The organism is Streptomyces sp. NPDC111744, from assembly GCF_055634995.1.
The window spans coordinates 43,563-56,381 of the sequence record NZ_JBVKCG010000021.1; the positions used below are offsets into that span (position 1 = coordinate 43,563).

At 70.1% G+C, this 12,819-nt stretch carries 9 protein-coding genes; 6 read left to right on the plus strand and 3 right to left on the minus strand.

The annotated features are described in order from the left end of the window. Positions 1–217 precede the first annotated feature (217 nt). The 5 genes from ACZ7OO_RS34115 to ACZ7OO_RS34135 all read left to right on the plus strand — a co-directional run bounded on the left by ACZ7OO_RS34115 (position 218) and on the right by ACZ7OO_RS34135 (position 7,665). A complete protein-coding gene (locus ACZ7OO_RS34115; protein ID WP_471510844.1) occupies positions 218–1,009 on the plus strand; it encodes an ATP-binding cassette domain-containing protein in 792 nt (263 codons plus the stop codon). Continuing rightward, positions 1,006–2,364 (plus strand): sugar ABC transporter permease, encoded by a 1,359-nt coding sequence (locus tag ACZ7OO_RS34120; RefSeq protein WP_471510846.1) that lies wholly within the window; start codon positions 1,006–1,008, stop codon positions 2,362–2,364. The genes ACZ7OO_RS34115 and ACZ7OO_RS34120 overlap by 4 nt, the downstream gene beginning before the upstream one ends. 192 nt (positions 2,365–2,556) lie before the next feature. Further along, entirely contained in the window at positions 2,557–4,473 is a 1,917-nt protein-coding gene (dxs, locus tag ACZ7OO_RS34125) for a 1-deoxy-D-xylulose-5-phosphate synthase (RefSeq protein WP_471510848.1), read from the plus strand. A 174-nt stretch (positions 4,474–4,647) separates the two neighbouring features. Further along, the gene (locus ACZ7OO_RS34130) at positions 4,648–6,144 is read left to right on the plus strand and encodes an amino acid permease (protein WP_471510850.1); all 1,497 of its coding nucleotides are present in this window, start codon (positions 4,648–4,650) and stop codon (positions 6,142–6,144) included. A 72-nt stretch (positions 6,145–6,216) separates the two neighbouring features. Beyond that, the gene (locus tag ACZ7OO_RS34135) at positions 6,217–7,665 is read left to right on the plus strand and encodes an ArnT family glycosyltransferase (protein ID WP_471510852.1); all 1,449 of its coding nucleotides are present in this window, start codon (positions 6,217–6,219) and stop codon (positions 7,663–7,665) included. Positions 7,666–7,743: 78 nt separating this feature from the next. On the opposite strand, the gene ACZ7OO_RS34140 is transcribed toward ACZ7OO_RS34135, so the two are convergent. Then, on the minus strand, positions 7,744–8,115 hold the full coding sequence (locus ACZ7OO_RS34140; RefSeq protein ID WP_471510854.1) for a PIN domain-containing protein: 372 nt from the start codon (positions 8,113–8,115) through the stop codon (positions 7,744–7,746). A 64-nt stretch (positions 8,116–8,179) separates the two neighbouring features. On the opposite strand from ACZ7OO_RS34140, the gene ACZ7OO_RS34145 reads away from it, so the two are divergent. Continuing rightward, positions 8,180–9,196: a DUF8189 domain-containing protein gene (locus ACZ7OO_RS34145; RefSeq protein ID WP_471510856.1), complete on the plus strand. Its 1,017-nt coding sequence runs from the start codon at positions 8,180–8,182 to the stop codon at positions 9,194–9,196. A gap of 188 nt (positions 9,197–9,384) precedes the next feature. On the opposite strand, the gene ACZ7OO_RS34150 is transcribed toward ACZ7OO_RS34145, so the two are convergent. Then, positions 9,385–11,514: a 3-hydroxyacyl-CoA dehydrogenase NAD-binding domain-containing protein gene (locus tag ACZ7OO_RS34150; RefSeq protein ID WP_471510858.1), complete on the minus strand. Its 2,130-nt coding sequence runs from the start codon at positions 11,512–11,514 to the stop codon at positions 9,385–9,387. Then, positions 11,511–12,728, minus strand: coding sequence for a thiolase family protein (locus ACZ7OO_RS34155; protein WP_471510860.1), 1,218 nt, complete (start codon positions 12,726–12,728; stop codon positions 11,511–11,513). Before ACZ7OO_RS34155 ends, ACZ7OO_RS34150 begins: the two co-directional genes overlap by 4 nt. Between the last annotated feature and the right edge of the window lie 91 nt (positions 12,729–12,819).

Here is a 12,819-nt window from a genome sequence, read left to right on the forward strand (position 1 = left end):
TCCGTCCGGCGGTCTCGCGAAACCCCTCCGACGCCCGCTCCGGCCTTCATACCCCGCTGCCGGAGCGGGCGTCGGACGGACCCGTTGCCAAGCGCAGCGGATTCGCGCATGTTCATCTTGTAAACCACGTGCGTACACCGACCAACCTGAGGTACCGCACGGCCCTCCGCGCCTGGCCACCAGGCGCGGCATCCCCGCCGGTCAGGCGGCGAAGGAGATGGTTCACGTGTCCGCTACGCCCGTGCTGGCGTTGCGCGGAGTCTCCAAGCGATTCGGTGCGGTCCAGGCACTCACCGATGTCGATCTGGAGGTCCACGCCGGAGAAGTGGTCGCCCTGGTGGGCGACAACGGCGCAGGAAAGTCGACCCTGGTCAAGACGATCGCGGGTGTGCACCCCATCGATGAGGGCGTCATCGAGTGGGACGGCAATCCGGTCAGCATCAACAAGCCGCACGACGCCCAGGGTCTCGGCGTCGCGACGGTCTACCAGGACCTCGCCCTCTGCGACAACCTCGACGTGGTCGGCAACCTCTTCCTCGGCCGTGAGCTGCTGCACCGCGGCGTCATCGACGAGGTGACGATGGAGAAGCAGGCCCGCGAGCTGCTGAGCACGCTCTCCATCCGCATCCCGAGCGTGCGCATCCCGATCGCCAGCCTCTCCGGTGGCCAGCGCCAGGTCGTGGCGATCGCCCGCGCCCTGATCGGCGACCCGAAGGTCGTCATCCTCGACGAGCCCACCGCGGCCCTCGGTGTCGAGCAGACCGCGCAGGTCCTCGACCTGGTCGAGCGGCTGCGCGAGCGCAACCTCGCCGTCATCCTGATCAGCCACAACATGGCCGACGTGAAGGCGGTCGCGGACACCGTCGCCGTGCTGCGCCTGGGCAGGAACAACGGCATCTTCCCCGTGAAGAGCACCAGCCATGAAGAGATCATCGCCGCGATCACGGGTGCCACGGACAACGCCGTGACCCGTCGTGCGGAGCGTCGCACCCCGGAGGCGGCAAAGTGAGTGAGACGTCGAACAAGACCGTAGCGGGCGACGAGTCGCCCAAGACCGAGAAGACCGCGGTAGCCGAGGCCGCCGCGGCCACCACGACGGTGGCCCCCGCCGACGACCCCACGGCCGCGCCGGTCGCGGTCGTCGACCCGCGGCTGCTGGTCCGTGAAGAGGGCTTCAAGGGCTACCTCACCGAGTTCAAGCGCCGGGTCCGGGGCGGCGAGCTGGGCTCGCTGCCGGTGGTCATCGGCCTGATCATCATCTGGACCATCTTCCAGGCGAAGAACAGCCTGTTCCTCAGCGCGGACAACCTCTCCAACATCAGCTACTTCCTCTCGGCCACCGGCATGCTCGCCATCGGCCTGGTGTTCGTACTGCTGCTCGGCGAGATCGACCTGTCCGTCGGTTCGGTGAGCGGCCTCGCCTCCACCGTGTTCGCCGTCTTCGTGGTCAACCACGGAATGAACGGCTGGCTGGCCCTGGTCCTCACGATCATCACGGGCATCGGCATCGGCGCGCTGCACGGCTGGTTCTTCGCGAAGATCGGCGTACCGGCGTTCGTGGTCACCCTGGCCGGCTTCCTCGGCTGGAACGGTCTGATGCTGTGGCTGCTGGGCGACAGCGGCACGATCAACATCCCGTCCGACAGCGGCCCGGTGCACCTCCTCGGCCAGAGCTCCTTCTTCATGGACCAGGCCATCATCGGCGCCTACCTGCTGGCCGGCCTCGGTGTGGTGCTCTCGGCCCTGGGGCAGTTCAACGAGCAGCGGCGGCGCCGTGCGGCGGGTGTGCCGTTCCGGCCCACCAGCGAGATCCTGATGCGCGTCGTCCTGCTGGCGATCGCGTCCTTCGTGGCGGCGGCGGTGCTGAACAACGCGTCCGGTGTCTCCAACGCGCTGGTGATCTTCCTCGCGTCGCTGGTCGTCGTCGACTTCGTGCTGCGTCGTACGACGTACGGCCGCAAGGTCTTCGCGGTCGGTGGCGGCATCGAGGCGGCGCGCCGTGCGGGTATCAGCGTGCCGATGGTCCGGATCACCGTGTTCGCGATCTCCGGTGGCTTCGCGGCGATCGGCGGTATGTTCTTCGCCGGTCAGACGGCGAGTGCGACGCTGAACGCGGGCGGCGGCAACACCCTGATGCTCGCCATCGCGGCGGCCGTCATCGGTGGCACCTCGCTGTTCGGTGGCCGGGGTTCGGTGTGGTCGGCACTGCTGGGCATGCTGGTCATCCAGTCGATCCAGACCGGTCTCGACCTGCTGAACATGAACACGTCGATCCAGTACATGATCACGGGTGGCGTTCTGCTCGGCGCGGTGGTCATCGACTCCGTGTCCCGCCGGAGCCAGAAGGCCGCGGGTCGCGGCTGACGCCGATGAAGTGAGACATGTGCCCGGTGCCTTTCAGGCACCGGGCACAGTCGTGTCATAGGAAGGGTTCTCGATGGGTACGGCCCTTCGCGTGACCTATGACCCATGGGCCGGAGTCAGGCCGCCCGGGCGGAACATTAGACTCGACGAGCCCGGCAACAGCTCGATCAGCTCTACTGCAAGGAGGCACGGGTGCCGCTGCTGACCCGTATCAGGGGACCGCGCGATCTGGACGGGCTCAGCCCCGAGGAGCTGCTCCAGCTGGCAGAGGAGATCCGTAGCTTCCTCGTGGAAGCGGTGTCCAAGACCGGCGGACACCTCGGTCCCAACCTGGGCGTGGTCGAGCTCACCATCGCCCTGCACCGCGTCTTCGACTCGCCGAAGGACAAGGTGCTGTGGGACACCGGCCACCAGTCCTATGTGCACAAGCTGCTCACCGGCCGTCAGGACTTCTCCCGGCTGAAGCAGAAGGGCGGCCTGTCCGGCTACCCCTCGCAGGCCGAGTCCGAGCACGACGTCATCGAGAACAGCCATGCCTCCACGGTCCTCGGCTGGGCCGACGGCATCGCCAAGGGCAACCAGCTGCTCAAACGCGACAGCCATGTCGTCGCCGTGATCGGTGACGGTGCCCTCACCGGCGGAATGGCCTGGGAGGCGCTCAACAACATCGCCGACGCCAAGGACCGGCCGCTGGTCATCGTCGTCAATGACAACGAGCGGTCCTACGCCCCGACCATCGGCGGCCTCGCCAACCACCTGGCGACCCTGCGCACGACGGACGGCTACGAGCGGTTCCTCGCCCGTGGGAAGGACCTGCTGGAGCGCACGCCCGTCGTCGGAAGGCCGCTCTACGACACCCTGCACGGCGCCAAGAAGGGGCTGAAGGACTTCATCGCCCCACAGGGCATGTTCGAGGACCTGGGCCTGAAGTACGTCGGCCCGATCGACGGCCACGACATGGAGGCCCTGGAGTCGGCCCTCGCCCGGGCCAAGCGGTTCGGCGGCCCGGTGATCGTGCACTGCCTCACCGAGAAGGGCCGCGGCTACCAGCCCGCCCTCCAGGACGAGGCCGACCGATTCCACGGCATCGGCCCCATCCACCCCGACACCGGCCTGCCGGTCAAGGCCTCCGGCGCCGACTGGACCTCCGTCTTCGGCGACGAGATGGTCAGGCTCGGCAAGGAGCGCGAGGACATCGTCGCCATCACGGCGGCCATGCTCCAGCCGGTCGGCCTGAAGAAGTTCGCCGACACCTTCCCGGAGCGGATCTACGACGTCGGCATCGCCGAGCAGCACGGCGCCGTCTCCGCGGCGGGCCTCGCCACGGCCGGGCTGCACCCGGTCTTCGCCGTGTACGCCACCTTCCTCAACCGCGCCTTCGACCAGGTGCTGATGGACGTGGCCCTGCACAAGTGCGGGGTGACCTTCGTCCTGGACCGGGCCGGCGTCACCGGCACCGACGGCGCCTCCCACAACGGCATGTGGGACATGTCGATCCTCCAGGTCGTCCCCGGCCTGCGGCTCGCCGCCCCGCGCGACGCCGACCAGGTCCGCGCCCAGCTCCGCGAGGCCGTCGAGGTCGACGACGCACCGACCGTGGTCCGCTTCTCCAAGGGCGCCGTCGGCCCCGCCGTACCCGCCGTCGGCAAGGTGGGTGGCATGGACGTGCTGCGCGAGCCGGGCACCGACACCCCCGACGTGCTGCTGGTGTCGGTGGGTGCGCTGGCGCCCATGTGCCTGGAGATCGCCGGTCTCCTCGACAAGCAGGGCATCTCCACCACCGTCGTCGACCCGCGCTGGGTGAAGCCGGTGGACGAGGCGATGGCCCCGCTGGCCGAGCGGCACCGGGTGGTCGTCACGGTCGAGGACAACATCCGTGTCGGCGGCGTCGGCGCGACGGTCGCCCAGGCGCTCCGGGACGCGGGCGTGGACATCCCGCTGCGCGACTTCGGCATCCCGCCCCGCTTCCTCGACCACGCGTCGAGGGGCGAGGTCATGACGGAGATCGGCCTGACGGCTCCGGACATCGCCCGCCAGGTGACGGGCCTGGTGGCCAAGCTGGACGGATCGACGGCCGAGGTGGACTCGGTGGAGTCGGCGAGGGATTAGAGGCCCCTGCGGGGCGCTCCCAAAGGCGCGGGGCGAAAACCGCCCAATGGGCTGGTTCCGCCACCTCCACCGGTGGCGGAACCAGCCCATTTGCGTGAACCTGCCTTTGCCGGGGCATACGCATCCCCGGCCCTCTCGATCATGTCGAGGACGACAAGCGTGGGAGGTAGGCAGGTGGCCAGTACGCTCTTCAGGACCAAGAACGTCGAACAGTCCATCCGGGACACCGAGGAACCGGAGCACGCGCTCAAGAAGTCGCTGTCGGCCCTGGACCTCACGGTCTTCGGCGTGGGTGTCATCATCGGCACCGGCATCTTCGTCCTGACCGGCACGGCCGCCAAGAACACGGCCGGCCCCGCCGTCGCCCTCTCCTTCGTCGTGGCCGGTGTCGTCTGCGGCCTCGCCGCCCTCTGCTACGCGGAATTCGCCTCCACCCTCCCGGTGGCCGGCTCCGCGTACACCTTCTCGTACGCCTCGCTCGGTGAGTTCCCGGCCTGGATCATCGGCTGGGACCTGGTGCTGGAGCTGGCGCTGGGCACGGCGGTGGTCGCCGTCGGCTGGTCGGGGTACATCCACTCGCTGCTCGACAACGCGGGCTGGCATCTGCCCCAGTACCTCAGCGGCCGCGACGGCGCCCACGGCTTCGGCTTCGACATCCTCGCCGCCGCCCTGGTCCTCGTGCTCACCGCGATCCTGGTCGTCGGCATGAAGCTCTCGGCCCGGGTCACCTCGGTCGTCGTCGCCATCAAGGTGGCCGTCGTCCTGGTCGTCATCATCGCGGGTGCCTTCTTCATCCACAGCGGCAACTACGACCCGTTCATCCCCAAGGAGCAGCCGGTGCCGACGGGCGGCAACCTCAAGGCCCCGCTGATCCAGCTGATGATCGGCTGGGCGCCCTCCAACTTCGGCGTGATGGGCATCTTCACCGCCGCGTCCGTCGTCTTCTTCGCCTTCATCGGCTTCGACGTCGTCGCCACGGCCGCCGAGGAGACCCGCAACCCCCAGCGGGACGTGCCGCGCGGAATCATCGGCTCGCTGATCATCTGCACCGTGCTGTACGTCGCCGTGGCGGTCGTGGTGACCGGCATGCAGAAGTACAGCTCGCTGTCCGTGGACGCCCCGCTCGCCGACGCGTTCAAAGCCACCGGGCACCCCTGGTTCGCGGGCCTGATCAGCTTCGGCGCCGCCGTCGGCCTGACCACCGTCTGCATGATCCTGCTGCTCGGCCAGTCCCGGGTGTTCTTCGCGATGAGCCGGGACGGGCTGCTGCCCCGGTTCTTCTCGCACACCCACCCGAGGTTCCGCACCCCCTACCGGCCGACCATCCTGCTGGGCGTCATCATCGCGATCGTCGCCGGCTTCACCAGCCTCAGCGAACTCGCCGAACTGGTGAACATCGGCACGCTCTTCGCCTTCATCGTCGTCGCGATCAGCGTGATCATCCTGCGCCGGACCCGGCCCGACCTGGAGCGGTCCTTCCGCACCCCATGGGTGCCGGTCCTGCCGATCGTGTCCGTGCTGGCGTCGCTGTGGCTGATGCTCAACCTGCCGGCCGAGACCTGGCTGCGGTTCGCAATCTGGATGGTCATCGGCCTGGTCGTCTACTTCTTCTACAGCCGCTCGCACAGCCGCCTCGCCGGGCAGGAGCGGACCTCCGTCGACGCTCGGTAATCATCAGGCTCGCCACTTCGGCCCCGTATGTCCCGTCCGGGTGGGACTGCGGGGCCGGATAGCGTGCTCCCCATGCTTGTCGCACCCCTCGCCCCGTCACCGGCCGTAGTCGTACTGAAGGGGTACTGGGCGCGGCTGCTGCCGCTGCTCGCCGTGCTGGCCTGCGTCACCCGGGTGCCGTCCTTCCGCCGGCCGCTGTGGAACCCGGACGAGGGCTTTCTCGCCGTGCAGGCGCGCATGCTGGCGCGGGGCGGGCAGCTGTACGAGACGGTCGTGGACCGCAAGCCGCCGCTGCTGCCCTGGCTGTACGAGGGGGTGTTCGCGGTCTTCGGGTCCGGGTCCCTCACCCCCATCCGGGTACTCGCCGTGCTCGCGCAGCTGGCCACCGCCGTACTGCTCGCGTCGATCGCCCGGCGCCGGTGGGGCGACCGCGCGGGACGCACCGCGGGGGCGCTCTATCTGCTGGTCTCCGTGGGGCTCAACCCCGAGGACGCGCAGGCGGCCACCTTCGAGGTGTTCATGCTGCCCGCCACGGCCGCCGCCATGTGGTGCGCCGACCGCCGCCGCTGGGGCGCCGCCGGAGCCGCCGTCGCCTGCGCCCTGCTCACCAAGCAGACCGGCGGCGCGGTCCTGCTGCCGGTGGTCTATCTCCTCAACCGGTACGGCGGCCCGCGCACGAGCCTGCTCAGACTGGCGGCCGGTGTCGCCCTGCCCGTACTGGGTGCGGCCCTGCTCACCGACCCGGCCGGCTTCACCTTCTGGACGGTCACCGGCTCCGGCGCCTACGCCTCCTTCACCGGCTCCGAACTCCATGTCCTGGCGCGGGCGGTGACCAACACGGCGATCCTCGCCACGGCCTGCGCCGGTCTGGTCCCGCCGGTCGCCCGCGCCCTGCGTATCGCCCGCACCGGCGCCGGCGACCTGTGGCTGTGGCTGGCCGCGTCGGCGGTCGCCGTCACCCTCGGCTTCCACTTCTTCGGCCACTACTTCCTGCAACTCACCCCGCCCCTCGCGCTGCTGGCCACGGCCGCGCTGCGGCTCCTGCCGAGGGAACGGACCCATGCCGCCGTCCGCACCTCGGCCTGCGTCTGCTTCCTGTTCCTGACCTGGGGAGTCCTGGCCCCGCGTCCCGAACTCGCCCACGCCCAGCGGCTCGCGCTCGCCCTCGCCCATCGCACCGAACCTGGCGACCGGGTGCTGGTCTGGGGCATACACCCGGAGACGTACTGGCTCGCCGACCGCACCCCCGCCACCCGCTATCTCACCGCCGGCCTCCTCACCAACTTCAGCGGCGGCCGGGACGGCCCCCAGGTCGGCGAGAAGTACGCCGTCGAGGGCACCTGGCCGGTCTTCCGCGCGGAGCTGGCCGACCGGGCACCGGCCCTGGTGATCGACGACTCCCGGGGCAAGCCGTACGGCCCCGACCGCGTCCCCAGCCTGCGCCGACTGCTCACGGCCGGATACGAACAGGTGGGCGAGGTGGACGGTGCGGTGCTGTACGCACGGGTGCCGGGGGAGTAGGGCGGGGGCACGAGGGGCACGGGCAGGGCCGACCCAACTTGGTTGTGGGTGTGGGTGGATTCGGTCCGGGGGCCCGGTTCAGCGGAGCAGGGCGCTCGGGCCGATCACCTCTGCGCCCAACTCCGTCACCCTGCGCCGTAGTTCACGGTCGGCGGTGACGACGAGCCGGGGCCGCCCGGGGTTCGCGGCGACGAGTTCCACGATGCGGTCGTCGCCGCTGCCTGCCGCCGGCTCCACCCGCACCCCGGGCACCGACTCCACCCCGCGGGCCGCGCCCTCGACGACGAGCACCAGTTCCACGGGGGTCGGGTGGCCGGGCAGGCCCCGCTCGGCCAGCCGGTCGCGCAGCCGCTCGGCGGCCCCCTTACGGTCCCGCCACCAGCCGTCCGGCCGTGACCCGACGACGTTCGCGCCGTCGACGATCACCAGCAGGGGAGCTTCGTCTTCCATGCCCCCAGCCTCGCACGCCCGGGGCCGGGCCACTGCCCCGAACGGCCCCGCTTAGAGTGAAGCGGTGAACGGCGACTGGCTCCTCCGCGGCCGTGACGGCCGGCTCAGTGTCTATCTGCCGTCGGGCGATGCTGTGCTGTGCCGGGCGGAACGTGGCCCCGGCAGCCCCTGGGGCGCCCCCCGGAAGATGGGCGGCGACCAGCGGCTGCACCCCGGTTTCTATGTCGGCCAGGGCGTCAACGGATACGCCCACCTGGTCGCCTGGCGGCCCACGGTGAAGGGTGAGTCGGGCCTTGTCCACTCCACCCACTACCGTCCGCACCTGGCCGCCCTGGACTGGCAGCCGATCGGCCACCCCAGCAGGAAGGGCGAGGTCACCGGCGCCCCGGCCGTCGCGGTGGACGCCGAGGGCCGTGCCCATGTCTTCGTCCGCAACCGGGGGCGCGGGGTGAGCATGGTCGCCCAGAAGGAGAAGGGCGGCTGGGATCCGTGGCGTGATCTGAGGGGCCGGCTGGTCGAGGACGGGCTCGCGGCGGTGACCGGTGAGTCGGGGCGGGTCGAGGTGTACGCGGCCGTACCCGGCGGGCTCGTGTACTGGCGCCAGGAGGAGGCGGGGAAGCCGCCCGTGCTGCAGGAGTCGCTTGAGACCCCCGTCCGCCCGGGCACCCTCACCGCCCTCGCCACTTCCCCTGAGAGCACGACCCTCTACTACAGCGACGAGGCCGGCGACCTCTGCGCCTGGCGCCCCGGCGGCAAGCCGTACCACCTGCTGCCCTCGGCCGGGCCCGGCCCGGTCGCCGCGGCCCGCTGCGACCTCGACGGGTACGACTGCACCCTGCTCGCCCAGCGCTCGGCGAGCGGCCGGGTGGCCTTCGCCGCGTACCCCACGGAGGACGAGCGGGCCGGCGCGTGGTGGACCGAGTCAGGACCGCAGCTCCCGGCCGACGCGGCGGTCGCCCTGGCCACGGACGGGGACGACAGGGTCACCGCGGCGACCCTGTCCCCGTCCGGCGGGCAACTCCTGGTCACCCGCCGCAAGGACGAACCGGGGCTGGCGCTGGAGGCGTGGCGCGAGGTCTGACGTATCGCCGGTTGCCGGATTGGGCGTACCGTCAGCTGCCGCCCGTGGCGGGGGACTTCCTCGCCGACTCGGGGATCGTGGCGTCGGTGCGGACCGGGCCTTGCCGATGTCGACGCCCTTGATGCCCTTCAACGGCATGCGAAAGGGGGGCCTCCGCGTACTGCGGGGCCCCCTTCGGCTGTCGGCCGTTACGCCGGGACCGAGGCCACGCCCGGGGCAAGGAACTTCTTGCCGTTCACGCGGTCCGAGACACCCTCGCGGTCCAGGTACGGCGTGATGCCGCCCAGGTGGAAGGGCCAGCCGGCGCCCGTGATCAGGCAGAGGTCGATGTCCTGGGCCTCGGCGACGACACCCTCGTCGAGCATGAGCCCGATCTCCTGGGCGACGGCGTCCAGGACGCGGTCACGGACCTGCTCCTCGGTGAGGACCACGTCGCCCTGCTTGAGCAGCGCGGCGACCTCGGGGTCGAGCTCCGGCTTCCCGCTGTCGTACACGTAGAAGCCGCGCTTGCCCGCCTTGACGACGGCGGCGAGGTTCGGGGAGACCGTGAAGCGGTCCGGGAAGGCCCGGTTGAGGGTCTCCGAGACATGCAGGCCGATGGCCGGGCCGACCAGCTCAAGGAGGACCAGCGGGGACATCGGCAGGCCGAGCGGCTCCACCGCCTTCTCCGCGACCTCGACCGGGGTGCCCTCGTCGATGACGTTCTGGATCTCGCCCATGAAGCGGGTGAGGATGCGGTTCACGACGAACGCCGGGGCGTCCTTCACCAGAACCGCGGTCTTCTTCAGCTTCTTGGCGACGGCGAACGCGGTGGCCAGCGACGCGTCGTCGGTCTGCTCGCCGCGCACGATCTCCAGGAGCGGGAGGATGGCGACCGGGTTGAAGAAGTGGAAGCCCACGACCCGCTCGGGGTTCTTGAGCTTCGACGCCATCTCCGTCACGGACAGCGAGGAGGTGTTGGTGGCGAGGATCGCGTGCGCCGGGGCGACCGCCTCGACCTCCGCGAACACCTGCTGCTTGACGCCGATCTCCTCGAAGACCGCCTCGATGACGAAGTCGGCGTCGGAGAAGCCCTCAGCCTTGTCCAGGACACCGGTCACCAGCGCCTTGAGGCGGTTGGCCTTGTCCTGGTTGATACGGCCCTTGCCGAGCAGCTTCTCGATCTCGGCGTGGACGTAGCCCACACCCTTGTCGACGCGCTCCTGGTCGATGTCGGTCAGCACGACCGGCACCTCGAGGCGGCGCAGGAAGAGCAGCGCGAGCTGGGAGGCCATCAGACCGGCGCCGACGACACCGACCTTGGTGACCGGGCGGGCCAGGTTCTTGTCCGGGGCACCGGCGGGACGCTTGCCGCGCTTCTGCACCAGGTTGAACGCGTAGATACCGGCGCGCAGTTCACCGCCCATGATCAGGTCGGCGAGCGCCAGGTCCTCGGCGTCGTAACCCTGCTGGAGGTCGCCGTTCTTGGCGGCGGCGATGATGTCCAGGGCGCGGTAGGCGGCCGGGGCCGCGCCGTGCACCTTGGAGTCCGCGATGAAGCGGCCCTTGGCGACGGCCTGGTCCCAGGCCTCGCCGCGGTCGATCACCGGACGCTCGACCTCGATGTCGCCCTTCAGCACGTGGGCGGTCCAGATCAGCGACTGCTCCAGGAAGTCGGCACCCTCGAAGAGGGCGTCGGCGATGCCCAGGTCGAAGACCTGCTGACCCTTGAGCTGCTTGTTCTGGTTGAGGCTGTTCTCGATGATCACCGAGACGGCCTTGTCGGCGCCGATGAGGTTCGGCAGCAGCGCGCAGCCGCCCCAGCCCGGGACCAGGCCCAGGAACACCTCGGGGAGCGAGAACGCCGGGATGGCCTTGGAGACGGTCCGGTACGTGCAGTGCAGACCGACCTCGACGCCACCGCCCATCGCGGCGCCGTTGTAGTACGTGAAGCTCGGCACGGCCAGACCGGAGAGGCGCTTGAAGACCTCGTGGCCGCCCTTGCCGATGGCGAGCGCGTGCTCGTGCTCCTTGAGGAGCTCGACACCCTTCAGGTCCGCGCCGACGGCGAAGATGAACGGCTTGCCGGTGATGCCGACACCGACGATCGCGCCGTCGGCCGCCTCCTTCTCCACCTGGTCGATGGCGGTGTTGAGGTTCGCCAGCGAGGCCGGGCCGAAGGTGGTCGGCTTGGTGTGGTCCAGGCCGTTGTCCAGGGTGATCAGCGCGAAGCGGCCGGCCCCGAGCGGCAGGTCGAAGTGGCGTACGTGCGCCGACGTCACGACCTCGTCGGGGAACAGGTCCGAGGCCTGCTTCAGAAGCTCGGCGGTGGTGCTCACTTGTCCCCCTCGAAGTGCGGGTTCTCCCAGATGACCGTCGCGCCCATGCCGAAGCCGACGCACATGGTGGTCAGGCCGTAGCGGACGTTCGGCTGCTCCTCGAACTGACGGGCCAGCTGCGTCATCAGACGCACACCCGAGGAGGCGAGCGGGTGACCGAAGGCGATCGCGCCGCCGTACTGGTTGACGCGATCGTCGTCGTCCGCGATGCCGTAGTGGTCGAGGAAGGCCAGCACCTGCACGGCGAAGGCCTCGTTGATCTCGAACAGACCGATGTCGGAGATGCTCAGCCCGGCCTGGGCGAGCGCCTTCTCCGTGGCCGGGATCGGCCCGTAGCCCATGACCTCGGGCTCGACGCCCGCGAAGGAGTAGGCGACGAGACGCATCTTGACCGGCAGGTTGTTCTCGCGGGCGAAGTCCTCGCTCGCGATGAGCGAGGCGGTGGCACCGTCGTTCAGACCGGCCGCGTTACCGGCGGTGACCCGGCCGTGCACGCGGAACGGCGTCTTCAGACCCGACAGGTTCTCCAGGGTGGTCCCCGGCCGCATCGGTTCGTCGGCGGTGACCAGACCCCAGCCGGTCTCGCCGCCCTCGGGGTTGGTCCGGCGCACCGATATCGGCACCAGGTCGGCCTGGATCTTGCCGTTGGCGTACGCCTTGGCGGCCTTCTCCTGCGAGCGCACCGCGTACTCGTCGGCGCGCAGCTTGGTGATCTGCGGGTAGCGGTCGTGCAGGTTCTCGGCGGTCATGCCCATGAACAGCGCCGACTCGTCGACCAGCTTCTCGCTGACGAACCGCGGGTTCGGGTCGACGCCCTCGCCCATCGGGTGACGGCCCATGTGCTCGACACCGCCGGCGATGGCGACGTCGTACGCGCCGAAGGCGACGGAACCGGCGACCGTGGTGACGGCGGTCAGCGCGCCGGCGCACATGCGGTCGATGGAGTAGCCGGGCACGGAGGTCGGCAGGCCCGCGAGAATGCCCGCGGTGCGGCCGATGGTCAGACCCTGGTCACCGATCTGCGTGGTCGCGGCGATGGCTACCTCGTCGATCTTCTTGGTGTCCAGCCCGGGGTTGCGGCGCAGCAGCTCCCGGATCGCCTTCACGACGAGGTCGTCGGCACGGGTCTCGTGGTAGATGCCCTTCGGGCCCGCCTTGCCGAACGGGGTGCGGACGCCGTCGACAAACACGACGTCCCTGACGGTACGAGGCACGATTGGCTCTCCTCCAGGGTGCGGGATGGCACTGCTGCGATGCGCTGAGCGCGCGCTCAGTCCCATGCTACTTGTGGGTAACGTAGCTGCA

Excerpts from the sequence above, each read along its gene's own strand:
- ACZ7OO_RS34115 (WP_471510844.1), top strand. The coding sequence starts at position 218 with ATGGTTCACGTGTCCGCTACGCCCGTGCTGGCGTTGCGCGGAGTCTCC.
- ACZ7OO_RS34135 (WP_471510852.1), top strand. The coding sequence starts at position 6,217 with ATGCTTGTCGCACCCCTCGCCCCGTCACCGGCCGTAGTCGTACTGAAG.
- ACZ7OO_RS34140 (WP_471510854.1), bottom strand. The coding sequence starts at position 8,115 with ATGGAAGACGAAGCTCCCCTGCTGGTGATCGTCGACGGCGCGAACGTC.